Source organism: Variovorax sp. 01N425 (assembly GCF_056399465.1).
Map to the genome: position 1 here is coordinate 340,870 of NZ_JBFTRJ010000001.1, position 25,225 is coordinate 366,094.

Annotated in this window: 23 protein-coding genes; 18 read left to right on the plus strand and 5 right to left on the minus strand. The window is 68.8% G+C overall.

All coding sequences use genetic code 11. From position 1 onward, the window contains the following. Window positions 1–132 precede the first annotated feature (132 nt). Complete coding sequence (locus tag AC1DSC_RS01650; protein WP_369664290.1) at window positions 133–1,425, plus strand: SUMF1/EgtB/PvdO family nonheme iron enzyme; 1,293 nt, start codon at window positions 133–135, stop codon at window positions 1,423–1,425. An 18-nt stretch (window positions 1,426–1,443) separates the two neighbouring features. Here the strand turns inward: AC1DSC_RS01650 and AC1DSC_RS01655 are convergent, their stop codons facing one another. From AC1DSC_RS01655 to aptA, 3 genes are all read right to left on the minus strand, one after another. After that, a complete protein-coding gene (locus tag AC1DSC_RS01655) occupies window positions 1,444–2,895 on the minus strand; it encodes an MFS transporter (protein WP_369664291.1) in 1,452 nt (483 codons plus the stop codon). A gap of 36 nt (window positions 2,896–2,931) precedes the next feature. Next, a complete protein-coding gene (locus AC1DSC_RS01660) occupies window positions 2,932–4,041 on the minus strand; it encodes a substrate-binding domain-containing protein (protein ID WP_012746720.1) in 1,110 nt (369 codons plus the stop codon). Between the two features lie 66 nt (window positions 4,042–4,107). Beyond that, entirely contained in the window at window positions 4,108–5,463 is a 1,356-nt protein-coding gene (gene aptA, locus AC1DSC_RS01665) for an omega-aminotransferase AptA (protein WP_062362485.1), read from the minus strand. A 107-nt stretch (window positions 5,464–5,570) separates the two neighbouring features. Between aptA and AC1DSC_RS01670 the strand changes: the two genes are divergently transcribed. Then, window positions 5,571–6,518 (plus strand): LysR family transcriptional regulator, encoded by a 948-nt coding sequence (locus AC1DSC_RS01670; protein WP_012746722.1) that lies wholly within the window; start codon window positions 5,571–5,573, stop codon window positions 6,516–6,518. Window positions 6,519–6,689: 171 nt separating this feature from the next. Here the strand turns inward: AC1DSC_RS01670 and AC1DSC_RS01675 are convergent, their stop codons facing one another. Further along, entirely contained in the window at window positions 6,690–7,475 is a 786-nt protein-coding gene (locus AC1DSC_RS01675; protein ID WP_012746723.1) for a FadR/GntR family transcriptional regulator, read from the minus strand. 188 nt (window positions 7,476–7,663) lie between these two features. Here AC1DSC_RS01675 and AC1DSC_RS01680 point away from each other — a divergent pair, with 188 nt between their 5' ends. The 11 genes from AC1DSC_RS01680 to AC1DSC_RS01730 all read left to right on the plus strand — a co-directional run bounded on the left by AC1DSC_RS01680 (window position 7,664) and on the right by AC1DSC_RS01730 (window position 17,865). Next, window positions 7,664–8,869 (plus strand): ABC transporter substrate-binding protein, encoded by a 1,206-nt coding sequence (locus tag AC1DSC_RS01680; protein ID WP_012746724.1) that lies wholly within the window; start codon window positions 7,664–7,666, stop codon window positions 8,867–8,869. Window positions 8,870–8,894: 25 nt separating this feature from the next. Continuing rightward, window positions 8,895–9,755, plus strand: a complete 861-nt coding sequence (locus AC1DSC_RS01685) for a branched-chain amino acid ABC transporter permease (protein WP_012746725.1) — start codon at window positions 8,895–8,897, stop codon at window positions 9,753–9,755. A gap of 8 nt (window positions 9,756–9,763) precedes the next feature. Continuing rightward, a complete protein-coding gene (locus AC1DSC_RS01690) occupies window positions 9,764–10,723 on the plus strand; it encodes a branched-chain amino acid ABC transporter permease (protein WP_012746726.1) in 960 nt (319 codons plus the stop codon). After that, complete coding sequence (locus tag AC1DSC_RS01695; protein WP_012746727.1) at window positions 10,720–11,487, plus strand: ABC transporter ATP-binding protein; 768 nt, start codon at window positions 10,720–10,722, stop codon at window positions 11,485–11,487. The genes AC1DSC_RS01690 and AC1DSC_RS01695 overlap by 4 nt, the downstream gene beginning before the upstream one ends. Continuing rightward, window positions 11,484–12,197: an ABC transporter ATP-binding protein gene (locus tag AC1DSC_RS01700; RefSeq protein WP_012746728.1), complete on the plus strand. Its 714-nt coding sequence runs from the start codon at window positions 11,484–11,486 to the stop codon at window positions 12,195–12,197. Before AC1DSC_RS01695 ends, AC1DSC_RS01700 begins: the two co-directional genes overlap by 4 nt. Before the next feature lie 34 nt (window positions 12,198–12,231). After that, window positions 12,232–13,488 (plus strand): Zn-dependent hydrolase, encoded by a 1,257-nt coding sequence (locus tag AC1DSC_RS01705; protein WP_012746729.1) that lies wholly within the window; start codon window positions 12,232–12,234, stop codon window positions 13,486–13,488. Next, complete coding sequence (locus AC1DSC_RS01710) at window positions 13,485–14,957, plus strand: M81 family metallopeptidase (protein WP_062362474.1); 1,473 nt, start codon at window positions 13,485–13,487, stop codon at window positions 14,955–14,957. Before AC1DSC_RS01705 ends, AC1DSC_RS01710 begins: the two co-directional genes overlap by 4 nt. Window positions 14,958–15,052: 95 nt before the next feature. Further along, complete coding sequence (locus AC1DSC_RS01715; RefSeq protein WP_012746731.1) at window positions 15,053–15,808, plus strand: ABC transporter permease; 756 nt, start codon at window positions 15,053–15,055, stop codon at window positions 15,806–15,808. Beyond that, entirely contained in the window at window positions 15,805–16,524 is a 720-nt protein-coding gene (locus tag AC1DSC_RS01720) for an ABC transporter ATP-binding protein (RefSeq protein ID WP_012746732.1), read from the plus strand. Before AC1DSC_RS01715 ends, AC1DSC_RS01720 begins: the two co-directional genes overlap by 4 nt. Continuing rightward, entirely contained in the window at window positions 16,521–17,381 is an 861-nt protein-coding gene (locus tag AC1DSC_RS01725; RefSeq protein WP_012746733.1) for an ABC transporter substrate-binding protein, read from the plus strand. The genes AC1DSC_RS01720 and AC1DSC_RS01725 overlap by 4 nt, the downstream gene beginning before the upstream one ends. Window positions 17,382–17,487: 106 nt before the next feature. After that, on the plus strand, window positions 17,488–17,865 hold the full coding sequence (locus tag AC1DSC_RS01730) for a nuclear transport factor 2 family protein (protein ID WP_012746734.1): 378 nt from the start codon (window positions 17,488–17,490) through the stop codon (window positions 17,863–17,865). Window positions 17,866–17,874: 9 nt separating this feature from the next. On the opposite strand, the gene AC1DSC_RS01735 is transcribed toward AC1DSC_RS01730, so the two are convergent. After that, window positions 17,875–19,011 (minus strand): helix-turn-helix domain-containing protein, encoded by a 1,137-nt coding sequence (locus AC1DSC_RS01735; RefSeq protein ID WP_369664292.1) that lies wholly within the window; start codon window positions 19,009–19,011, stop codon window positions 17,875–17,877. 181 nt (window positions 19,012–19,192) lie between these two features. Between AC1DSC_RS01735 and AC1DSC_RS01740 the strand changes: the two genes are divergently transcribed. From AC1DSC_RS01740 to AC1DSC_RS01760, 5 genes are all read left to right on the plus strand, one after another. Next, on the plus strand, window positions 19,193–19,690 hold the full coding sequence (locus AC1DSC_RS01740) for a (2Fe-2S)-binding protein (RefSeq protein ID WP_012746736.1): 498 nt from the start codon (window positions 19,193–19,195) through the stop codon (window positions 19,688–19,690). 13 nt (window positions 19,691–19,703) lie between these two features. Then, complete coding sequence (locus tag AC1DSC_RS01745; RefSeq protein ID WP_012746737.1) at window positions 19,704–22,088, plus strand: xanthine dehydrogenase family protein molybdopterin-binding subunit; 2,385 nt, start codon at window positions 19,704–19,706, stop codon at window positions 22,086–22,088. Window positions 22,089–22,119: 31 nt separating this feature from the next. Beyond that, a complete protein-coding gene (locus tag AC1DSC_RS01750; RefSeq protein ID WP_018903097.1) occupies window positions 22,120–22,911 on the plus strand; it encodes an FAD binding domain-containing protein in 792 nt (263 codons plus the stop codon). A gap of 70 nt (window positions 22,912–22,981) precedes the next feature. Beyond that, window positions 22,982–23,968 (plus strand): AAA family ATPase, encoded by a 987-nt coding sequence (locus AC1DSC_RS01755; RefSeq protein ID WP_307593951.1) that lies wholly within the window; start codon window positions 22,982–22,984, stop codon window positions 23,966–23,968. A 27-nt stretch (window positions 23,969–23,995) separates the two neighbouring features. Further along, window positions 23,996–25,210, plus strand: a complete 1,215-nt coding sequence (locus AC1DSC_RS01760; protein WP_307593952.1) for a vWA domain-containing protein — start codon at window positions 23,996–23,998, stop codon at window positions 25,208–25,210. Window positions 25,211–25,225: the final 15 nt, after the last annotated feature.

Consider the following 25,225-nt stretch of genomic DNA (forward strand, 5'->3'; position numbering starts at 1 on the left):
GGTCCGGGGGCTTTCGGCGGACGCGCGATTTTATCGGCGCGCAAAGCCGTTTTCGGACGGGCACGGGCGGTGTATTCCCGTAGGCGCGGCCGCCATGCGCCGCACTGGTGCGCCGGCTCGCGATAATGAAACATGCCCTCGTCGTCGCCGCCTCCGCTGCCCACGGGCTTGCCGCACTCCATCGACTCGCCCGACATGCAGCGCGCCGGCCGCGAGCTGCTCTCGCTGGCCCTGATCGATGCGCGCAACCACACGCTTCATCTGCTCTCGCTTTACGAAGAGGCGCTGGGCTCGCCCGCGCTCGCGGTGGAGCGCACGGGCGATGCGGGCCTGGTGCCGCCGCTCTGGCTGGCCGGGCACATCGGCTGGTTCGCCGAATGGTGGATCGGGCGCAACACCCAGCGCGCCTTCGGCGCCGATTGCCCGGTGCGGCCGACCCGCCTGGCCGCCATCGAGCCCGCTGCCGACGACTGGTGGAACCCGGCCCAGGTTTCGCCCGCGCAGCGCTGGTCGCCCGGCCTGCCGGACCTGGCCCAGACCAAGGCCTACCTGCTCGAAACGCTGGAGAGCACGCTCGAACTGCTCGAGCATGCGGCCGAGACCGATCCGGGGCTTTACTTCTACCGCCTCGCGCTCTTCCATGAAGACCTGCGCGGCGAGCAGTTCATCGTGATGGCGCAGACGCTGGGGCTGCCTTTGGGCATCGATCCGATGCCCACGGCCGTCACGCGCGAGCCGCTGCTGCTGCCGGCCACGCAATGGGAGCTCGGCCTGCCCGAGGGCTGCGGCTTCGCCTTCGCGCAGGAGCAGGGCGCGCACCGCGTCGAGGTGCCCGAATTCGAGATCGATGCCCAGCCCGTGACCTGGAGCCAGTTCATCGAATTCGTCGACGAGGGCGGCTACGACCGCGAGGAGCTCTGGCATCCGCAGGGCTGGCGCTGGCTCGCCTCGCAGATCGAAGGGCGCCGCGGGCCGCGCCATATCGAGCAGATCGGCGTCGCGCGCAACGGCACCGGCGGCTCGGTGCTGCAGCACCGTTTTGGTGCCACCGTGCGTGCGGCCGGCCACCACAGCGCGGTGCACCTGAGCTGGTGGGAGGCCGATGCCTGGACGCGCTGGGCCGGCCGGCGCATCGCGACCGAGGTCGAATGGGAAATTGCGGCGCACACGGCGGCGCGGCGTGGATTCCGCTGGGCCGACGTGCACGAGTGGACCGCGGGCACGCTGCGGCCCTGGCCCGGCTTTCGCGCCGATCCCTGGAGCGCGGGCAGCGAGTTCGATCCCGTGCCTGCATTCGGCGAGGCGCGCGTGCTGCGCGGCGCGTCGTTCGCGACCCGCTCGCGCCTGCGTTCGCCGCGGCGCCGCAGCTTTGCGCTGCCCGGGCGCGACGATGGTTTCTTCGGCTTCAGGACCTGTGCACTTTGAGCCTGCGCCGGGGGCTGCCTAGTCGCCGATCCCGGTGCTCCCGATCTCCGACGACAGCGGCGGCGCCACTTCCTCGAGCGGCTTGCACTCCGCATCGGCCGCATAGCGCAGCGCGAGCAGTCCCGCAACGATGACCAGCGTGGCGCCGATCGCGTAGCCCACCATCACCGCGCCGCGGCTGCCGGTCTCGATCAGCACGCCGAACAGCACCGGCGCCACGAAGCCGCCCGCGCCCATGCCGATGGCGTAGAAGATCGCGATGGCCATGGCGCGCATCTCGAGCGGGAACACTTCGCTGACCGTGAGGTAGGCCGAGCTCGCCGCGGCCGAGGCCAGGAAGAACACCGCCGACCAGCACAGCGCCTGGCTGCGCGCATCGAGCCAGCCCATCATGAAGGCCCAGCCGGTGAACGCGAGCCCGACGCCCGCGAGCACGTAGGTCAGCGCGATCATCTTGCGCCGCCCCACGCTGTCGAACAGCGGGCCCAGCAGCAGCGGCCCGAGCACATTGCCAAGCGCGAACGGAAAGATGTAGAGCGCCACGTTGTCCTCGGCCACGCCGTAGAAGCGCGTGAGCACCAGCGCATAGGTGAAGAAGATCGCGTTGTAGAAGAAGGCCTGCGAAACCATCAGCGCCACCGCGACCACGCTGCGCGCGCGGTAGCGGCGCAGCAGCACGTGCGCCACCTCGCGCATCGACGGGCTGCGGTGGTGCCCGCCGCCATAGGCCACGCGGCCCTCGGCCAGCGCCAGCGGGCCGTGCTGCGCGCGGACCTCGGCCTCGATGGTCTCGACGATGCGCAGCGCCTCGTCGGCGCGGCCATGCGCCATCAGCCAGCGCGGGCTTTCGGGCACGTGGCGCCGCACCAGCAGGATGGCCACCGCCAGCACCGCGCCCAGCGCGAAACCCGCGCGCCAGCCCCACACCGGACCGATCACGCGCGGGTCGAGCAGCACCAGGCTGAGCCCGGCCCCCAGCGCCGCGCCGATCCAGAAGCTGCCGTTGATCGCGAGGTTGACGCGGCCGCGCACGCGCGCCGGAATGAGCTCGTCGATGGCGGAATTGATGGCTGCATATTCGCCGCCGATGCCCAGGCCCGTGATGAAGCGGCACAGCGCAAAGAAAGCGAAGTCCGGCGAGAACGCGGTGGCCAGCGTGCCCAGGGTGTAGACCACCAGCGTGACCAGGAACAGCTTCTTGCGCCCGAGCCGGTCGGTCAGGCGGCCGAAGAGCAGGGCGCCGATCACCGCGCCCGCGATGTAGATCGAGCCCGACCAGCCGATCTCGCCGGCGCTGAGCCCGAGTGTGTCGGGCCGCTCGAGCACGGCGCCGATCGAGCCGACAAGCGTCACCTCGAGGCCGTCGAGCACCCAGGCCACGCCGAGCGCAACCACCACGCGCCAGTGCCAGCGCGACCACGGCAGGCGGTCGAGACGGGCGGGAATGTCGCTATGCACCGCAGCTGTCATGGGTACAACCTTAACCCATGTGCCCGGACCGCCTCTTCAATGCCCGTGAGCCTTCTTCTCGCGCGCGAAGGTCCACCACGGCAGCAGCGCGCGCAGCGACTGCACCTCGCCGCTGGCCGCAGCCTCGTAGCCGGGCAGCGTCTCCAGCAGGTGCTGCCAGCTTGCGCTCTGCAGCACCGCCACCAGCGCCTGCATGGCGGGCTGGTCGAGCGCCGACTTGAGGCAGGCCAGGTGGTAGCGCTCCCGCACCAGCGGCACGAAGTCGAGCCCTTCGGCGTGCGCGGCAGATTCGAGCCCGAGCCCCGCATCGGCCTGTCCGGACGCCACGGCATGCGCGACCGCGGCATGCGAGGTTTCGCAGCGCTCGTAGCCCGCGAGCGCTGAGGCGTCGAGACCGGCTTCTGCCAGCAGTTCGTCCAGCAGCAGGCGCGTGCCGGTGCCGATGGCCCGGTTGACGTAGCGCGCGCGCAGCCGCGCCGCGTCGGCCAGCGAGCGCAGGTTGAGCGGGTTGCCCGGCGCCACGAGCAGGCCCTGCGTGCGCCGCGCGAATCCGATCAGCTTGTGCTGACCCGGCTTGAGCAGCGGCTGGTAGGTGCGCTGCGCCAGCGAGCCGCGCGGCGGGTGCTCCAGCGTATGGAAGCCCGCCATCACGCAGCGGCCCTGGTTGAGCGCGCGGATCGCATCGACGCTGCCGGTGAAGTGGATGTCCAGATGCAGCTGCGCGGTGCCCGCCGCATGCGTGCGCAGCAGCGCGAGCGCGTCGTCGTGGCTGGCTTGCAGGCTCAGCACATGGGTGCGGTCGTCGAAGGCGAGGGCGAAGGCGCGCTCCAGTTCGGCATGCAGCGCCTCGATCTGCGGCGCGAGCCGGGCCTGGGCCTGGCGCTCGGCCCACAGCAGCTTGTCGCCGAATTCGGAAAGCTGCGCGCGCTGGCCCTGCTCGCCCTGTATCAGCGGATGGCCGAGCGCCTGCTCCCAGTGCTTGAGCTCGCCCCACACATGGCGGTAGGACAGGTCGAGCGCGCGCGACGCGGCCGAGATGGAGCCGTGCTCGCGCACCGCCTGCAGGATCTGCATCAGCGGATTGCGGATCTGCCGCGATCCGCTGCGGCGGGGCCGGATCGCGTAGGAAAGGTCGATCTGTTGCACGGGGCTGGCGGGGAAATGGAGGCCGGCTCATTATGCAGAGCCGTCCATTGCCCGCCCGCCCGTGCGTCAGGCCGTTTCTGCGAGCGCGTCGCCCAGCGCGTTGACGAGGCGGTCGATCTCCGCCTTCTCGGAAATGAAGGGCGGCGCGAGCTGGATCGTGTCGCCGCCGTAGCGCACGTAGAAGCCCTTCTTCCAGCAGTTCATCGCGATCTCGTACGGCCGGCGTGCCGGCTCGCCCGGCAGCGCGGCAATCGTCAGGCCCGCGGCCAGGCCGTAGTTGCGGATGTCGGTCACGTGCTTGCTGCCCTTGAGGCTGTGCACCGCGTTCTCGAAGTGCGGCGCGAGCGCCTGCACGCGGCCGATCATGTCTTCCTTCTGCAGCACGTCGAGCGCCGCGATGCCGGCGGCGCAGGCCACCGGGTGCGCGCCGTAGGTGTAGCCGTGCGGGAATTCGAGCATGTAGTCGGGGCCGCCCGCCGCCATGAAGGTGTCGTAGATCTCCTTGCTGGCAATCACCGCGCCCAGCGGCTGCGCGCCGTTGGTCACCTGCTTGGCGATGTTCATGATGTCGGGCGTCACGCCGAAGGCATCGGCACCCGTGAGTGCGCCGCAGCGGCCGAAGCCGGTGATGACCTCGTCGAAGATCAGGAGGATGTTGTTGGCGGTGCAGATGTCGCGCAGGCGCTTCAGGTAGCCCTTGGGCGGAATCACCACGCCGGCCGAACCCGCGAAGGGCTCCACGATCACCGCCGCGATGTTCGAGGCGTCGTGCAGCGCGATCAGGTCGAGCAGGCGGTCGGCCAGCTCGGCGCCGTTCTCGGACATGCCGCGCGTGAAGGCATTGGCCGCGATCTGCGTGTGCGGCAGGTGGTCCGCCTCCACGGCCTGGCCGAACAGCTTGCGGTTGGCCGCGATGCCGCCCACCGAGATGCCGCCGAAGTTGACGCCGTGGTAGCCCTTCTCGCGGCCGATCAGGCGCGTCTTGCTGGCAAGGCCCTTGGTGCGCCAGTAGGCGCGCGCCATCTTGAGCGAAGTGTCGGCCGCTTCGGAGCCCGAGCCGGTGAAGAACACGTAGTCCAGGCCCGCGGGCGTGAGCTCCTTGATCCTGTTGGCCAGCTCGAACGAGAGCGGATGGCCGAACTGGAAGGCGGGCGAGTAGTCGAGCTTGGCGATCTGGCGGCTCACCGCTTCGGTGATTTCAGGGCGGCCGTGGCCGAGGCCCGAGCACCACAGGCCCGAGAGGCCGTCGAAGATCTTGCGGCCGTCGCCATCGGTGAAGTAGGCACCCCTGGCCTCCACGATCATGCGCGGATCGGCCTTGAAGTTGCGGTTGCCGGTGTAGGGCATCCAGTGCGCGTCGAGCCAGGCGGCGTCGGTGCGCAGGGCGGGCGTCGGTTCGATGGCGGGCGTTGCAAGGGTCATGGCGCTTCCCGCGCAAGCGGGCTCCAAAAGGGTGATGAGGTGTGCCGATTGTTGGCAGAGCCTTCAGTGTGGAGAATGGCGCAATATCAATGTTCACTTGACACATCATGCAAGTAAAGGCGAAAGCCCAAAACAGTGCCCGCAATCGCGCCGTGCTGGGGCAGCTCAGCGACATGGACCTGCGCCTGCTCAAGGTGTTCAAGAGCGTGGTCGACTGCGGCGGCATGGCGGCGGCCGAGCTGGAGCTCAACATCGGCACCTCCACCGTGAGCCGGCACGTGAAGGACCTGGAAACGCGGCTCGGCCTGGTGCTGTGCCGGCGCGGCCGCGCGGGCTTTGCGCTCACGGCCGAGGGCCAGCGCGTGTACGACGAGACGCTGCGCCTGCTGGCCTCGGTCGATGCCTTTCGCGGCAGCATCGACGACATCCACAACCGCATGGGCGGCCAGCTCGACGTGGCGCTGTTCGACAAGACGGCGACCAATCCGAAGGCGCGCATCGGCGAAGCCATCGCGCGCTTCACCGAACTGGCGCCGGAGGTGAACCTGGCGGTGCATGTGGGCTCGATCAACGCCATCGAGCAGGGCGTGCTGGAAGGCAATTTCCAGATCGGCATCATCCCGGCGCACCGGGCCTCGAAGAGCCTGGTGTACGCCGACCTGTTCGACGAGACGATGCTGCTTTACTGCGGCAAGGGGCATCTGCTCTTCGAGAGCAACAACGCAAAGCTCACGTGGGCCAGGCTGCGCGAGCATCACTTTGCGGGCCTGGGCTACCACTCGCCCAACATGGAACTGAGCCATCGCGCGAAGCTGTCGCGCAAGGCGACGGGCTTCGACCAGGAAGCGATTGCCACGCTGATTCTTTCGGGGCGCTTTCTCGGTTTTTTGCCTGACCACTACGCGCAGGTGTTCGAGGAGCGCGGGCTCATGAAGCCCGTGCTGCCGGCGCGGTTCAACTACGCGTGCCGGTTCGTGAGTTTGCTGCGCCGGTCGCCCAAGCCGTCACGGGCGGTGCTGGCGTTTCAGGAGTGTCTGGAGAAGGCGCACAAGTAACGCTTGTGCGCGAGTTCGGTCTTGCTCCCTCTCCCGCTTGCGGGAGAGGGCCGGGGTGAGGGCTTCGGCAATGGCAAAGGGCGTGCGAGTGTGAAGGCCCGCGGCCCTCACCCTAGCCCTCTCCCCAAGGGGAGAGGGGACAAGAAAAACGGCCTGCTCTCAACCCACCGGTCAACGCTGCCCGCTAGGCAGCAACAGATGCTTCGCCCCGATGTGCGCCTCCATCTCATGCATGTGCGCCTCGGCATCGACCATGTGCTCGGCCATCAGCCGGCGCACCTCGTTCGCATCTTCCCGGCGATAGGCCGCCAGCAGCTGCGTGTGATAGTCGACATTGGCCTCGCCGAAGTGGTGATGGTCCAGCGCCTTCTTGTAGACCACGAGGTCGCGCAGCAGGTCGTTCAGGAAGCGGCACATGAAGGACAGCACCGGATTGGGGCAGGCCTCGGCCAGCATGGTGTGAAACGCAAGCTCGGCCTCGCGCTGCGTGCGCAGCTCGTCCTCGTTGGTGGGCTCCAGCGTGCAAAGGCGCACGTTGGCTTCGAGCCGCTCGAACTGCTCGGGCGTCAGCTTGCCGACCACGCTCACGGCCAGCTCGGGCTCCAGCACCTTGCGCAGCTGGTAGATGTGGTGCCCGTCCAGGTGATGGAAGTGCAGGAAGTTGCGCAGCGGCTCCGACGCATGGTCGACCGAGACCTGCTGCAGGTAGGCGCCGCCGCCCGGCCCGGTGCGGATGGAGACCAGCCCGCGCACCTCCAGCGCCTTCAACGCCTCGCGCACCGTGCTCTTCGAGTAGCCGAAGAGCTCGATCAATTCCTTCTCATTCGGCAGCCGGTCGCCCGGCTGCTTGCGCTCGGCCACGATCCAGCGCTTGACGTCCTCGACGATGACGTCGGAGAGCTTCTGCCGCTTGGCGCGGGTGTGCCCGAAGGTCATGGCGTCCTGCGTCGGTTTCATGCGTAGAGGGTCGTTTCGGGTGATTTAAGGGCTCTGGAGCAGGTATCGGGCCCGGGCCTTCCCGGATTTTGGCACGGGCATTGCTAGCGGGTTTTTACCAGCATATTAATCATATTTATCCGCTTAAATTCGTTGCCGACTTCAGGCAGCACCTTTCTCTTACCTCCCACCCTCGTCCGGAGAATTCCATGCAACGCAGACACCTTCTTCAGCTCGCCGCCCTGTCGGCCGCTCCCGCTTCCCTGCTGGCTGGCCGCGCCGCCTTCGCCCAGTCGGCCGACGCGATCCGCTTCGGCTGCCCGGTGCCGATGTCGGGCGCCTTCGCGGCCAACGGCAAGTTCGCCGACCTGGGCATGAAGCTGGCCATCGAGCAGTACGGCAGCGTGCTCAAGCGCCCGCTGGCCTATACGGTGCTCGACACCGAAGGCAAGCCGGCCACTGCCGTGCGCAAGGTGCAGGAAGCCTCGCAGCAGCAGGGCGCCAAGTTCTTCGCGGGCGGCATCCTGTCGTCCGAAGCGCTGGCCATGGGCAAGGAGGCCGAGAAGGCCGGCGGCGTCTTCATCACCACCGCGGGTGCCGACGAGATCACGGGCAAGGACTGCAACCCGGCCACCTTCCGCTGGTCGGTGCCCACCTTCGGCGCGATCGAGCAGACGGTGCGCCCGCTGATCGCCAGCATGCCGAAGGCCAAGCGCTGGTACACCATCACGCCGCAGTACGTGTTCGGCGAAGGGCTCCTGGGCGCGGCCAAGAACATCTTCCAGGAGAAGGGCATCGAGCACGTGGGCAACAGCTACCACTCGCTCAACGAGAAGGAATTCAGCGGCTATCTCACCAATGCGATGGCCGCCAAGCCCGACGTGCTGCTGCTCCTGAACTTCGGCGCGCAGTCGTCGGCCGCGCTGCGCCAGGCGGTGAGCTTCGGCATGCACAAGAACATGACGATCCTCATGGCCTGGGCCTCGGGTCTGGAGCAGTTCGACGAGCTCGGCGCCGACCTGTGCGACGGCGTCTACTTTGGCGCGCAGTACTGGCACACGGCCGACACCGCCCTCAACAAGGACTTGGTGAAGCTCACGGCCGACAAGCTCAAGATCGTGCCCAACTACAGCCTCGCGGGCTCGTATGTCTGCACCAAGATCCTGATCGACGGCATCGTCAAGGCGGGCACCGTGGACCAGAAGGCCGTGATCGCGGCGCTCGAAGGCATGAAGTACGAGGGGCTCACGGGCACGGAAGAAATCCGCAAGGCCGACCACCAGGTCATCAAGGACTACTACCTGCTCAAGGGCAAGGCCAAGTCGAAGATGAAGAACCCGGCCGACTATGTGGACGTGGTGAGTTCGGGCAAGTCTTTCCTTGCCATCGACAAGACCGGCTGCAAGCTGGCCTGAGGCCGCAAAGGACACCGACGCGCCCATGACCGTCTACCTGCTCCAGACCATCAACGGAATCGGCATCGGCATGCTGTATTTCCTGCTGGCCGTTGGCTTGTCCATCGTGTTCGGCCTGCTGCGCTTCGTGAACTTTGCGCACGGGGCCTTCTACCTGCTGGGCGCGTACCTGTGCTTCCAGGCCATGCAGTGGGGGCTCGACTTCTGGGCCGCGCTGGTGCTGGTGCCGCTGTTCGTGGGCGCGCTCGGCTGGCTGGCCGAGAAGCTGCTGCTGCGCCGCGTCTATGCCAAGGCGCACGAGTTCCACATTCTCGTGACCGTGGGGCTTGCGCTCGCGGTGCAGGAGATCGTCATCGTGTTCTGGGGGCCGCTGGGCAACAGCGTGGCGACGCCCGACCTGCTGCAGGGCGTGGTGATGTGGGGCAGCTTCATCTATCCCAAGTACCGGCTGTTCGTGATCGGCTTCACCGCCGTGCTCGCGGTGCTCTTGTGGTGGGTGCTCGAAGGCACGCGCCTGGGCAGCGCGGTGCGCGCTGGCAGCGAATCGACCGAGATGGTGTCGCTGCTCGGCATCAACGTGTTCCGCGTGTTCAGCCTGGTGTTCGCGCTGGGTGCGGCCACCGCGGCACTGGCCGGCGTGCTGGCCGCGCCGATCCGGGGCGCGGAGCCCTTCATGGGCGTGGAGGCGCTCAGCGTGGCTTTCGTGGTGGTGGTGATCGGCGGGCTCGGCAGCTTCGGCGGTGCGCTGGTCGGCGGTCTGTTGATCGGCATCGTGCAGAGCCTCATGAGCACCATCTGGCCGCCGGGCGCGAGCCTGATGATCTACGTGGCGATGGGGGCGGTGCTGCTGCTGCGCCCGCATGGCCTGCTCGGCCGCAGAGGATGAACATCGCCATGCCCAAAAAAATCACTTTCCTTTTGGCGCTCGTCGTTGCGCTGGTCCTGCCGCTGGTGCTGCGTTCGGGTTCGCTCGCGAGCGAGGTGCTGATCTACGCGCTGGCGGCCCTGGGCTGCAACCTGCTGCTGGGCTACACGGGACTGCTCTCGTTCGGTCAGGGCATCTTCTTCGGCCTCGGCAGCTACACCATCGCGATCCTGCTCACGCGGCTTTCGCTGCCGATGCCGCTTGCCTTGCTCGCGGCCGTTGCCATGGGCGCATTGGGCGCGGCGGTGGTCGGCTGGGTCGCGATCCGCCAGCGCGGCACCTACTTCGTGATGCTCACGCTGGCCTTCGCGCAGATGTTCTACTTTGTGGCGTACACCGCGTCGGGGCTCACGGGTGGCGACAACGGCCTGCTCGACGTGCCGCGCCCCGCCTTCATGGACACGCCCTGGAAGTACTACGCCTTCGTGGCCGTGATGTTCCTCATCGCCTTCGGCCTGCTGCTGCGCGTGACCGATTCGGTGTTCGGCCGCACGCTGCTGGCCATCCGCGACAACGAGGACCGCGCCGCCGCGGTGGGCTACGACCTCAAGCGCTTCAAGCTGCTGGCCTTCGTGATCTCGGGCGCCGTCACCGGCCTCGCGGGTGGGCTGCACGCGATGATGACCGGCATCGCACCGCTGTCGAATGCCGAGTACCACACGAGCGAGATGATCCTGGTCATCACGGTGATCGGCGGCACCGGCAACCTGTTTGCCTCGGTGCTGGGCTCGGCCTTCTACGTGCTGCTGGCCGACTGGCTCTCCACGCTGTGGCCGCGATGGCTGCTGCTGCTGGGGCTGATGCTGATTGCGGTGAGCATCGGCATGCAGCGCGGCCTCTGGGGCCTGGGCGAAAGCGCATGGCGGCGCGTGTTCCGCAAGGTGCCGGCCGCCGCCAAGGCGCCGGCCGTGCAGGGAGAGCAGGCATGAGCGATATCCTCATCGAAGCCATTGGCGTCACCAAGCACTACGGCAAGTTCGCCGCGCTCGGCGGGGTCGACCTGAAGATCAAGCGCAACACCGTGCACTCGGTGATCGGTCCGAACGGCGCCGGCAAGACCACGCTGTTCCACATGCTCACGGGCACCGGCACCACCACGGGTGGCCGCATCCTGTTCGACGGCCACGACGTGACGCACGAGCCCGACCACAAGCGCGTGCAGCGCGGCATGGCACGCTCGTTCCAGGTGACCAGCCTGTTCGCGAGCCTTTCGGTGCGCGAGAACCTGCGCGTGGCGGCGCAGGGCATCGCGCCGCGCCAGGCCATGAACTGCTGGCGCGCGCCGGTCGGCGAACGCGCCTGCGCCGAGACGGTGGCCGAGGTGCTGGAACGCGTGGGCCTGCAGCGGCTGGCCGACGTGCCCGCGAGCGAGCTGTCGCATGGCCAGCAGCGCCGCCTCGAAGTGGGCATGGCGCTGGCCGCCAAGCCCAAGGCCATCTTCCTGGACGAGCCCACCTCGGGCATGGGCATCGACGACCTCGACGACATGAAGCGGCTGATCCGCGGCCTGCGCGACGCCCACACCGTGGTGCTGATCGAGCACAACATGAACATCGTGATGGACATCTCCGACACCGTGACCGTGATGCAGCTGGGCCGCGTGCTGGCCGAGGGGCTGCCGGGCGACATCCGGGCCGATGCGCGCGTGCGCACGGCCTACCTGGGCAACATGATCACGGGGGGCAAGGTATGAGCGCCGCGAACATCCTCGAAGTCGAGGCGCTGCATGCCCACTACGGCAAGAGCCACGTGCTGCAGGGCGTGTCGATGACGGTCGGCGAGGCCGAACTGGTCACGCTGCTGGGCCGCAACGGCGCAGGCAAGTCGACCACGCTCAAGGGCATTGCCGGTGCGGTCACGCCCACCGGCGGCCGCGTGCGCTTCCGGGGCGCGGACATCGCGGGCCTGCCGCCGCATCGCATTGCTACGCGCGGCGTGTGCCTGGTGCCCGAGCACCGCGGGGTCTTCAAGCTGCTCACGGTGGAAGAAAACCTGCTGCTCGGCCAGCGCCGCGATTCGCCCTGGCAGCTGGACGACATCTACCGCATCTTCCCGCGCCTGAAGGAGCGGCGCCGCAATGGCGGCGGCCAGCTCTCGGGCGGCGAGCAGCAGATGCTGGCCATCGGCCGCGCGCTCATGAACCACCCGCGGCTGTTGATCCTCGACGAGCCGGTCGAAGGCCTCGCGCCGGTGATCGTGGAAGAAATCGTCGCGCAGCTCAAGCTCATCAAGGCGGCCGGCGTGGCCATCCTGCTGGTCGAGCAGAACCTGGAAGTCTGCGTGCAGCTGGCGGACCGCCACTACATCCTGGAGCAAGGCGTGATCGTGCACGAGGCGGGCAACGCCGCCTTCATGGCCGACCACGATGTGAAAGACCGCTATCTGGGCGTGGGCCTTGCTTGAGGCTTCGCGCATCCCTTCTTCTTTTTGCAAAGCCATGAACTCACCCACCCCACTGCGCATCAACGGCGACCGTCTCTGGAGCTCGCTGATGGAACTGGCGAAGCTCGGCGCCACCGAGAAGGGCGGCGTCTGCCGCATCGCGCTGACCGACCTCGACCGCCAGGGCCGCGACCTCTTCACCCGCTGGGCGCGCGAAGCCGGCTGCGAGGTGCGCGTCGACCGGATCGGCAACATCTTTGCGCGCCGCGCCGGCCGCGACAACACGCGTCCGCCGGTGGTCACCGGCAGCCACATCGACACCCAGCCCACGGGCGGCAAGTTCGACGGCAACTATGGCGTGCTGGCCGGGCTGGAGGTGATCCGCAGCCTCAACGATGCGAAGGTCGTGACCGAAGCGCCGCTGGAAATTGCGGTGTGGACCAATGAGGAAGGCTCGCGCTTCGTGCCTGTGATGATGGGCTCGGGCGTGTTCGCCGATGCCTTCACGCTCGAGCATGCCCTCGCGCAGCGCGACAACGACGGCATCAGCGTGGCCGAGGCGCTGGCTTCCATCGGCTATGCGGGCAGCGCGCCGGCTTCGGCCGCGGCGTCGCCCGTGGGCGCGTATTTCGAGGCGCACATCGAGCAGGGACCGGTGCTCGAGGCCAACGAGCGCGTGATCGGCGTGGTCGAGGGCGCGCTCGGCCAGCGCTGGTACGACGTGGTGGTGCAGGGCATGGAAGCGCATGCCGGCCCCACGCCGATGGAGCTGCGCAAGGACGCGCTGCTCGCGGCCTCCGAACTGGTGATCGAGGTCAACCGCATCGCGCTGGCCCATGCGCCGCATGCGCGCGGCACGGTGGGCTGGATCGACAACTATCCGAATTCGCGCAACGTGATCCCGGGCCGCGTGAAGCTCAGCGTCGACCTGCGCGCGGCCGACGACGTGGTGCTGTCGGCCATGGACGCCGAGCTGAAGGAGGCGGTACAGCGCATCGCCGCCAAGGGCAAGGTCGAGGCCACGGTGGAGCAGGTCGTCTACTTTCCGCCGCAGCCCTTCACGCCTGCGCTGGTGTCGGCCATTCGAGAGGCCGCGCAGCAGCAGGGCATGACCTGGATGAAAGTGATCAGCGGCGCGGGCCATGACGCGGTGTACCTCGCGCGCGTGTGCCCCACGGCGATGATCTTCGTGCCCTGTCTCGACGGCATCAGCCACAACGAGATCGAGGATGCGCAGCCCGGCCACCTCGAGGCCGGCTGCAATGTGCTGCTGCAGGCGATGCTGCAAAGCGCGGGAGTGGCGTCGTCATGAAGGTGCTGGTCGCAAGGCTCAACCACGAGACCAACACCTTCTCGCCGGTGCCCACGCCGCTCGCGGCCTTCGGGCCCGACGGCCCCACGTTCGGAGCGCAGGCCTACAGGGACAACAAGGGCATGCGCACGGCGATGTCGGCCTTCATCGACCTGGCCGAGCAGGCCGGCGCCACGCTGGTCACGCCGGTGTCGGCCTCGGCCAATCCGAGCGGGCCGGTCGATGCCGGGGCCTACAGCACGCTCACCCAATGCATCGTCGATGCGGCGCCGGGCTGCGATGCCATCCTGCTCGACCTGCACGGCGCGATGGTGGCGCAGAACAGCGCCGACGGCGAAGGCGACCTGCTCGTGCGGCTGCGTGCCGCGGCGCCCGGCGTGCCCATTGGCGTGGCGCTCGACCTGCATGCCAACGTCACGCCTGCGATGGTCGGCAATGCCGATGTGATCGTCGGCTTCAAGACCTATCCGCACATCGACATGTACGAGACCGGCGCGCATGCCGGCCGCCTGCTGTTCGACCTGCTCGAAGGGCGCAGCAGGCCCGCGATGCGCTGGCATCCGCTGCCGCTGATGGCGCACACGCTGCGCAGCGCCTCGTTCACCGGCGCGATGCAGCGGGCCATCGAGGCAGCGCGCGAAGCCGAAAAATCGGAATCGCTCGCGGTGTCGATCTTTGCGGGCTTCTCGCTGTCGGACATCGAGGCGCCCTGCATGAGCGTGGTGGTGGTCGATGCAGAAGCGCCCGAACGCGCGCAGGCCACGGCCGACCGGATCGCCAGGCAGATGTGGGACGAGCGCGAGGCCTTCATCTACCGCAGCGAGCCGCTGGCCGAGTCGATTGCGCGCGCCAAGGCCATCGCCGAGGGCGCGACGCGCCCGGTGCTGCTGCTCGACCATGGCGACAACTGCATGTCGGGCGGCAGCTGCGACACCATGGACGTGCTGCAGGAGGCGCTGGCGCAGGGGCTCGATGGCATCGGTGTCGGTCCGCTGTGCGATCCGGAGGCCGTGGCCGCGCTGATCGCGGCGGGCGAGGGCGCAGAGGTGACGGTGGCCCTTGGCAACAAGGTGTCGCTCGAAGGCATCGGGCTGTCGAAGAAGCCCATGACGCTGACCGGCACGGTGCGCACCATCGGCAACGGCGAATACGTGATCACCGGCCCCACCTACACCGGCCAGCGCAGCAGCATGGGCCGCACGGTGCTGTTCGACATCGGCGCAGCGCGCATCGTGGTGACCGAGCGCACGCAGGAGCCCTGGGACATCGGCGTCTTCGAATGCGCGGGGCTCGATCCGCGCAGGGAACGTTTCCTGCTGCTCAAGTCGCGCATGTACTGCCGGCCGGTGTTCGAGCCGCTCTCGGCTGCGCTGGTGGAGTGCGACAGCCCGGGCGTGACCAGTTCGGACTACGGCCTGTTCCCTTTTTCCAAGGTGCGCAGGCCGGTCTTTCCGCTCGACCCGATCTGAGCCGGAGGGGGCTGGGCCTACCTATGCAAAATCCTGCATAGGTAATTGGAAGTACACCCCGATACTGCGGCGCTTCCACCCATGAAGCCCACCGCGTGAACACCTTTGCACAGAGCGCCGTCGCGGCCTGGCAACTGCTCGTGTCCGGCGATCCGGTGCTGCTGGCCATCGTCGGACGCTCGCTCGCGGTCAGCGCGAGCGCCTGCGTGCTGGCCTGCGGCCTGGGCCTGCTGCTGGGCGCCTGGCTGGGCGTGGCGCGCTTTCGCGGCCGCGCCGGCTTGCTCACGCTGCTGAACACGCTGCTGGCACTGCCGTCGGTGGTGGTGGGGCTGGTCATCTACCTGCTGCTGTCGCGCTCGGGCCCGCTCGGCTTCCTGGGCTGGCTGTTTTCGTTCAAGGCCATGGTGCTGGCGCAGACGGTGCTGGTGCTGCCGGTGGTGACGGCGCTCACGCGCCAGGCCATCGAGGACGCCGAGCGTGCGCATGGCGAGCAGCTGAGCTCGCTCGGCGCGGGGCCTCTGGCGCGCGCGCTGCTGCTGGTGTGGGACGAGCGCTATGCGCTGCTCACGGTGCTGATCGCCGCGTTCGGACGCGCGGTATCGGAGGTGGGCGCGGTGATGGTGGTGGGCGGCAACATCGACGGCTTCACGCGCGTGATGACCACCGCCATCGCGCTCGAAACCAGCAAGGGCGACCTGCCGCTGGCGCTGGCCCTGGGCATCGTGCTGCTGGGCGTGGTGCTGGTGCTCAATCTTGCGATTGCCGCCGTGCGGGGCTGGCGCGAGCGGGTCGACGGCGGCGGCGGCGCAGGCGGCATGGCGGCCTGGTGGCGGCCGGAGGCGCGCCCGTGAACGAACACGCGCAGCTCGCGAGCGCGGATGCCACCGTCTTTGCGCTCTACGGCGTCGACGTGCGCCTGGGGCGGGTGGCGGCGCTGCACGGCGCAACCCTGACCATCGCGGCCGGCGAGCGCGTGGCGCTCATCGGCGCCAACGGCAGCGGCAAGACCACGCTGCTGCGGCTGCTGCACGGCCTGGTGCCGCATGCGGCGGGGAGCTTCACCAGCGCCGCGCCGCGCCGGCAGCAGGCCATGCTGTTCCAGCGCCCGCACATGCTGCGCGCCTCGGTGACGGTCAATGTGGCCCTGGCGCTGTGGCTGCGCGGCATGCGCTGGCGCGATGCCCGCCGCGCCGCCATTCCGGCGCTGGCGCGCGTGGGCCTGGAAGACCTGGCCGAGCGCAACGCGCGTGCGCTGTCGGGCGGCCAGCAGCAGCGGGTGGCGCTGGCGCGCGCCTGGGCGCTGCATCCGGCGGTGCTGCTGCTCGACGAGCCCACGGCCAGCCTCGACCCCACTGCCAAGCGCGAGGTCGAGACGCTCATCGCCGAAGCCGCCGCCGGCCGCACGCTGGTGTTCGCGAGCCACAACCTCGGGCAGGTGAAGCGGCTCGCGAGCCGCGTGGTCTATCTCGAGCACGGCCGCGTGCTGGCCGACCTGCCGGTCCACGATTTCTTCCATGGGCCCCTGCCGGAGGAGGCCCGCCTGTTCGTCAAAGGAGAGTTGGCATGAATCCGTTCCTCAAGCAGCACCGCGCAGGCGCGGGCATCCGCGCCTCGCTGGCCGTGGCCGTTTTCTTCCTGGCCGCGGGCGCGGCGCGCGCCGAGACCATCACCATGGCCTCGACCACGTCCACCGAGCAGTCGGGCCTGTTCTCGCACCTGCTGCCGGCTTTCAAGAAGGCGAGCGACATCGACATCAAGGTGGTGGCGGTGGGCACCGGCCAGGCCATCGACATGGCCAAGCGCGGCGATGCCGACGTGCTGTTCGTGCACGACACCGCGGCCGAGGAAAAATTCGTGGCCGAAGGCTTCAGCGCCAAGCGCTACCCTGTGATGTACAACGACTTCGTGCTGGTGGGCCCGCAGGCCGACCCGGTCGGCGCGAAGGGCGGCGACATCGTCGCGGCGCTCAAGAAGATCGCAGCCGCCAATGCGCCTTTTGTGTCGCGCGGCGACAAGAGCGGCACCGACGCGGCCGAGCGCCGCCTCTGGACGCAGACCGGCGTGGCCGAGGCCGGGCAGCCGGTGCCCAACGAGCGCAAGGGCACGGGCTACAAGGAATGCGGCTGCGGCATGGGGCCGGCGCTGAACATCGCGGCCTCGTCCGGCGCCTATGTGCTGGCCGACCGCGGCACCTGGCTCAGCTTCAAGAACCGCGCCGGGCTGGCGGTGCTGGTCGAGGGCGACAAGCGCCTTTTCAACCAATATGGCGTGATGGTCGTGAGCCCGGCGAAATTCCCCTCGCTCAATAGCCGGGGCGCGCAGAAGTTCGTCGACTGGGTGATCTCGCCGGCCGGGCAGCAGACCATCGCAGCCTACAAGATCGGCGGCGAGCAGCTGTTCTTTCCCAACGCGCTGTCGAACTGAGCATCGTCGCATGACCTGCGAGGTCATCGACGCCGCGCGCGCCCGGCGCGACCATTCCTTCACCCCGCGATGTTGCGGGTCGAACCCCCGAAAGGAAATGGTCATCATGAACACCGCCGCACACGACGCCGCCACCATTGCCCAACGCTACATCGCGGCCTGGAACGAAACCGATGCCGCGCGCCGCGCCCAGCTGATCGAAGCCGCCTGGACCGCCGATGCGCACTATGCCGACCCGCTGGCACAGGCCAGCGGCCGCGAGCAGATCGGCGCGCTGATCGGTGCCGTGCACCAGCGCTATCCGGGTTTCCGCTTCAGCCTGTTCGGCACGCCCGAGGCGCACGGCGACAACCTGCGCTTCTCGTGGACCCTGGGCCCGAGCGGGGCCGAAGACCTGATCCAGGGCACCGATTTCGCCCGGCTCGATGGCGGCAGGCTGCAATCGGTGACCGGCTTCCTCGACAAGGTGCCCGTCGGAGCCTGAAGAGAGGCTTCAGTCCGCGGAGCCGGAAGCGCGGCCGCGCCAGAGCTTGCGGTAGACCGTGGCGCGGCTGATGCCCAGCGTGCGTGCGGCTTCGGCCACGTTGCCGCGGGCGTCGGCCACGGCCTTGCGGATCAGCGCGGCTTCCACGTCGCGCAGCCGCGGCCGGGCTTCGGGCACCACAACGGCCGAGCCCTTGCCGCCGCGCTGGGGCCGGACCTGCACGCGCAGGCCGGACCACAGCGGCACCTCGAGCACGGCGTCGCCGCGGCGGGCCGCATCGAACAGCATGTCCAGCGGCATTGCGAACAGGTCGTTGCAGTGCAGCGCATGCGGGCTGCGCGCCAGCGGCTCGTGCAGCATCTGGCGCGCCGCGGCATTGGCACCCGCCACCGTGCCGTCGGCATCGATGCACAGCAGCCCGTCGGTGGCTTCGCCGCGCGGGCAGCCCGGCCACGAGAGGTGCAGCCGCAGCTCGCAGGGCTGGTTCAGCACCAGCATGTTCTCGATGCTGCGCGCCGACAGCGTGGCCAGGTGCCGCAGCTCCGGCCGTTCCACCGCCTGCACGCCGGTCAGGTCGAGCATGCCGATGCAGTCGCCCCGCGGGCCGAAGAGCGGCGCCCCGGCGCAGCTGTAGATGCTGGTGTCCTCGAAGAAGTGCTCGCCGCGGTGCAGCCACACCGACTCCTGCTCGGCCAGCGCGGTGCTGATCGCACTGGTGCCGACCGCGCGCTCCGACAGGTCGACGCCCACGCGGGCGATGTTGCGGGCGTAGCGGCTGTCGGCCTCGGTGCCGTCGGGCAGCGGGCCCACGTCGACCACGATGCCCTCGGCATCGGTCAGCACGGCGAAATAGCGCGTGTCGGCAATGGCGCGCGACAGCCGCTCGATCACCGGCCGGGCCGCCGACACCAGCGCGCGGTTGCGCTCGGCCGCCTCGCGCTCGGCCGACCTGGCCACCGGCTCGAAGCTGATCCGCTGCTGCGGCTGCCGCCCCGCCGCCAGGCAGCGCTCCCAGGAACGCAGGATCCATGGCTCGATGCGCACCGCACTGCGCGAGCGGGGGGCTTCGCCGTGGATCAGCTCCCGGCGGGCCTGCGCAATGGCGGCGGAGCGTTCGGGCAGGGGCGCAACGAGGGAGGCGGACATCGGGATCGGTTCGCTCGGGTGGGGCGGTTTTTTCAGACTTGCCGGGGCCGCAAGCTGTTTCATTTTGAGAATTTCGTACGCGCTGCGCAAGCGGCAAGGGTTTTGCCTAGGATAGTGCACCGGGCCGGCATCCAAGATGCCTTTCGCTGAACCAGCCATCACCTTCAACGGAGACAGCCAAATGCAGGTAGCTTTCACGGTCAACGGCCGACCGGCCACGGTCGACGCGCCCCCCAATACCTTCCTGGTGCACGCCATCCGCGAGCATCTCCACCTGACCGGCACCCATGTCGGCTGCGACACCGCCCAGTGCGGCGCATGCACCGTCCACATGAACGGGCGCGCGGTGAAGTCGTGCAACATCCTGGTCGGGCAGGCGGCCGGTGCGCAAATCACCACCATCGAGGGCATCGCCCAGCCCGACGGCACCATGCACCCCATGCAGGCGGCCTTCAAGGAATGCCACGGCCTGCAGTGCGGTTTCTGCACCCCGGGCATGGTCATGAGCGCCATCGACCTGTGCACCCACCATCCCAGGTCGAGCGAATCGGAGATCCGCGAACTGCTCGACGGCAACCTGTGCCGCTGCACGGGCTACCAGAACATCGTGAAGGCCGTGCAGATGGGCGGCGAGGCCATGGCCTCGGGCACGCCGGTCAAGACCACCGCCACGGTGTGAAAGGAGCAACATCATGGGTGCCTCCGACTTCTCGAACCTGCCCCACATCGGCGAAGCGCTGCGGCGCAAGGAAGACTATCGCTTCCTGACCGGCGCGGGCAACTACACCGACGACATCACGCTGGCCAACCAGAGCCATGCGGTCTTCGTGCGCTCGCCGCACGCCCACGCGGTCATCAAGTCGGTCGACACCGCCGAGGCGCTCAAGATGCCCGGCGTGGTCGGCATCTTCAGCGGCAAGGACATCGAGGGCAAGATGGGCGGCCTGCCCTGCGGCTGGCTCATCAACAACCCCGACGGCACCCCCATGAAGGAGCCGATGCACCCGATCCTCGCGATCCACAAGGTGCGCTACGTGGGGGACCACGTGGCGATGGTGGTGGCCGAAACCGTCGAGCAGGCCAAGAACGCGGCCGAGGCCGTGGTGGTCGACTACGACGTGCTGCCCGCCGTCGTGAGCGTGGCCGATGCGGCCAAGAAGGCGAGCGGCGTCACGCTGCACGACGAGGCGCCCGACAACCAGTGCTACAAGTGGGCGCTGGGCGACAAGGCCGCGGTCGATGCGGCGTTTGCCAATGCCGCGCACGTCACCAAGCTCGACCTCGTCAACAACCGGCTGATCCCGAACCCGATCGAGCCGCGCGTGGCCATCGGCAGCTACAGCCGCGGCACCGACGACTACACGCTCTATGTGTCCAACCAGAACCCGCACGTCGAGCGCCTGCTGATGACGGCCTTCGTGCTGGGCCTGCCCGAGCACAAGGTGCGCGTGATCGCGCCCGACGTGGGCGGCGGCTTCGGCTCCAAGATCTTCCTCTACGCCGAAGACGTGTGCCTGACCTGGGCCGCCAAGCAGCTCAACCGCAACATCAAGTGGACGGCCGAGCGCTCGGAGTGCTTCCTGTCCGACGCGCACGGCCGCGACCATGTGAGCCATGCCGAGATGGCGATGGACAAGGACGGCAAGTTCCTCGCGATGCGGGTGCACACCGACGCCAACCTGGGCGCCTACCTGTCGACCTTCTCCACGGCCGTGCCCACCATCCTCTACGCCACGCTGCTCGCGGGCCAGTACACCACGCCGCAGATCTACGTCGAGGTCGATGCCTGGTTCACCAACACCGCGCCGGTCGATGCCTACCGCGGTGCGGGCCGGCCCGAGGCCACCTACCTGCTCGAGCGCCTGGTGTCGCGCTGCGCCTGGGAAATGAACCTCGGCCAGGACGAGATCCGCAAGCGCAACTTCATCACCACCTTTCCCTACCAGACGCCGGTGGCGCTGCAGTACGACACGGGCGATTTCCACGCCTGCATGGACAAGGCCCGCGTGCTGGCCGACGTCGATGGCTATGCGCAGCGCAAGTCGGCCAGCGAGGCCGCGGGCAAGCTGCGCGGCATCGGCTACTCGAGCTACATCGAGGCCTGCGGCATCGCGCCGTCGAACATCGCCGGGGCGCTGGGCGCGCGGGCCGGCCTGTTCGAGTGCGGCGAGATCCGCGTGCACCCCACCGGCAGCGTGACGGTGTTCACCGGCTCGCACAGCCACGGCCAAGGGCACGAAACCACCTTTGCGCAAGTGGTGGCGGCGCGCCTGGGCATTCCGGTGGACAACGTCGACGTGGTGCATGGCGACACCGGCCGCGTGCCCTTCGGCATGGGCACCTACGGCTCGCGCTCCATCTCGGTGGGCGGTGCCGCCATCATGAAGGCGCTCGACAAGATCGAGACCAAGGCCAAGAAGATCGCCGCGCACCTGATGGAGGCGAGCGATGCCGACATCGAGTTTGCGAACGGCGAGTTCACCGTGAAGGGCACCGACAAGAAGATCCCGTTCGGCCAGGTGGCGCTCACGGCCTACGTGCCGCACAACTATCCGCTCGACAAGCTCGAGCCCGGCCTGAACGAGACCGCCTTCTACGACCCGACCAACTTCACCTTCCCGGGCGGCACCTACATCTGCGAGGTCGAGGTCGACAAGCAGACCGGTGAAGTGCGCGTGGACCGCTTCACCGCGGTGGACGACTTCGGCACCATCATCAACCCGATGATCGTCGAGGGCCAGGTGCACGGCGGGCTGGTGCAGGGCATCGGCCAGGCGCTGCTCGAGAACTGCGTGTACGACAACGAGACCGGCCAGCTGCTCACCGGCAGCTTCATGGACTACGCCATGCCCAGGGCGGGCGACTTTCCGCAGTTCAAGCTCGACACCGTGTGCACGCCGTGCACGCACAACCCGCTGGGCACCAAGGGCTGCGGCGAGGCGGGGGCCATCGGTTCGCCGCCGGCCGTGATCAACGCCGTGCTCGACGCGCTGGCGCCGCTGGGCGTCAAGGACTTCGACATGCCCGCATCGGCCAGCCGCGTCTGGGAAGCGATGCAGGCGGCCGCCTCCCACTAGAACACACCAGAACAACGAAGGAACCCACACCATGTACGCCTTCACACTCGAACGGCCGGCCACCGTGGCCGATGCGGCCAAGCTCGTTGCCGCGGGCGCCAAGCCGCTGGCGGGCGGCCAGACCCTGCTCGCCTCCATGAAGCTCAGGCTGTCGGCGCCCGAGCAGCTCGTGGACCTGGGCGGCATCAAGGAGCTCACCGGCATCAGGAAAGATGCCGGCACGATCACCATCGGCGCGATGTCCCGCCACCTGGACGTGGCCAACAACGCCGACGTGAAAGCCGCCTTTCCGGCGCTGGCCGACCTGGCCGGGCGCATCGGCGACCGGCAGGTGCGCGCGATGGGCACCATCGGCGGCTCGGTGGCCAACAACGACCCGGCAGCCTGCTACCCCAGCGCGGTGCTCGGCTCCGGTGCAACGCTCATCACCTCGAAGCGCGAGATCGCGGCGGACGATTTCTTCCTGGGCCTCTTCAGCACGGCACTCGAAGAAGACGAGCTGATCACCGCGATCCGCTTTCCCATTCCGAAGCGCGCCGTGTACGAGAAGCTGCGCCAGAAGGCATCGAACTTTCCGCTCGTCGGCGTGTTCCTTGCGCAGTTCGACAGCGGCGTGCGCGTGGCCATCACCGGCGCGGGCAACGGCGTGTTCCGCCACGCGGGGCTCGAAGACGCGCTCAACAAGAGCTTCACCGCGGCCGCCGCCGCGGCCGTGAAGATCGACGCGAGCGATCTCAACAGCGACCTGCATGCCTCGGCGGCCTACCGCGCCAACCTGATCAGCGTGCTCACGCAGCGCGCCGTCACCAGGGCGCTGGGCTGAACCAGGCAGCGCCGCCACCGCTCGCGGGCCGGAAGGCGCGACAACCCCGCGTCTTCCGCTACGCTTCGCCATGATCTTCCCGACCATCGATTCCCTTTCCGAAGGCTTGATGCAGGCCGGCTACTTTGCCGACCGCCGCCTGGCCACGGCCGTGTTCCTCGCGCTCAGGCTGCAGCGTCCGCTGCTGCTCGAGGGCGAGCCCGGCGTCGGCAAGACCGAACTGGCCAAGGCGCTGTCGACCGCGCTGAACCGCGAGCTGCTGCGCCTGCAGTGCTACGACGGGCTGGAGCAGCGCGAGGCGCTCTACGAATGGAACTACGCCGCGCAACTGCTGCACATGCGCGCCGCCGAAGCCACCGGCGCCATCGTGGCCCCCACGCTCGGCGCTGGCGCGTCCTCGCTGCCCCCCGAGGGGGCTCTCGCGCCTTCGGGCGGCCGGGCGGCGCTCGTGCGCGACGTGGAAGCCGAGGTCTACCAGCCGCACTACCTGATCCGCCGCCCGCTGCTGCAGGCCCTGCAGACCCCCGCGCCGGGTGCCGTGCTGCTGATCGATGAAGTGGACCGTGCCGACGAGCCCTTCGAGGCCTTCCTGCTCGAATACCTGGGCGAGTACCAGGTCAGCATTCCCGAGCTCGGCACCGTGCGCGCCGTGGTGCCGCCGGTCACCATCCTCACGAGCAACCGCACGCGCGAACTCAACGACGCGGTCAAGCGGCGCTGCCTCTACCACTGGCTCGACTATCCGGAGCGCGAACGCGAACTGGCCATCGTGCGGGCCCAGGTGCCGCAGGCCGGCGAAAAACTTTCGGCCCAGGTGGCGGCCTTCGTGGCGCGGCTGCGCGATGCGCCTTTCGTCAACGCCTTCCAGCGCGCGCCCGGCATCGCCGAAAGCGTGGAGTGGGCAAGGGCGCTGATCGCGCTCGACACCGTCGAGCTCGACCCCGAAGTGGTGGTCGACACGGCCGGCATCCTGTTCAAGCAGCGCGACGACGTGGCGGCGCTCACGCACGAACTGGCATCCGACCTGCTGAAACCCGAGGAGCCGGTCGCGCCCTGAGCGCGTCCGAAGCGCAAGGCCTCCCGCATGGCCGGCATCCAGCAACTCGGCGACGTACGCAGCGGCAAGCTGGCCGGCAACATCACGGCCTTCGGCCGCGCACTGCGCCGCGCCGGCGTTCGCACCGATGCGATGCGCATTGCGCTGGCCGCCGAAGCGGCCACGCTGGTGGGCGTGGAAAGCAGGCTCGACCTGAGCGCCGCGATGGAAGCCGTCATGGTGAGCCGCGAGCAGGACCGCATGGTGTTCCGCGAACTCTTCGACGCCTGGTTCCGTGACCCCGAACTTGCCAACAAGCTGCTCGCGCAGATGCTGCCAAGCGCCGAGGGCAAGGCCGAGCCCTCCAAGCGGCGCCCGCGCGTGCGCGAAGCGCTCACGGCGCCGCGCGATCCCGCCAGGCCCGCCGCGGCTGCCAAGCCCGACAAGGAGGTCGAGTTCGATGCCGCCATGACATCGAGCGACCGGCAGCGCCTGCAGCATGCCGACTTCAATGCGCTTGGCGCGTCCGAGTACCGGCTGGTCGAGCGGCTCGCGCGCGATGTCAGCTTGCCCATTCCCTTGCTGCCGTCGCGCCGGTTGCGTGCTGCCAACGATGCAGGTTCGCAGCATGCGCGCATGCACTGGCCCGGCGTGCTGCACGAGGCGGCGCGCACGGGTGGCGAAATACTTCGCCTGCCGAAGCTGAGCCGGCGCGAGCAGCCCTTGCCGCTGCTGGTGCTGGTCGACGTGTCGGGCTCGATGGAGCGCTATGCGCGGCTGCTGCTGGCCTTTCTGCATGCGTCGACGCGGCGGGCCGGGCGGCGCGACGTGTTCGCCTTCGGCACGCGCCTGACCGATCTCACGCCGGCCTTCCGGCTGGCCGACACCGATGCCATGCTGGCGGCCGCCGGCCTGGCCATAGACGATTTCGCGGGCGGCACGCGGCTCGGCAGTTCGCTGGCCGAGCTTCGCCGCGCGCATGCCCGCCGTCTGACCGGCCGCCGCACGCTGGTGCTGGTGATCAGCGACGGGCTCGACACCGGCGAGCCGGCGCTGCTCGAAAGCGAGCTGCTCTGGCTCAAGCGCCATTCGCGCCGCCTGCTGTGGCTCAACCCGCTGCTGCGCTTCGAGGGCTACGCCCCTTTGGCGCGTGGGGCCAGTGTGCTGCACCGGCATGCGGATGCGATGCTGGCGGTCCACAATCTCAGTGCCCTCGAACAGCTCGCCAGCAGCCTCGCCGCCCTGATGCGGTCCGGGCGCTAGGGACTTCACGGAAGC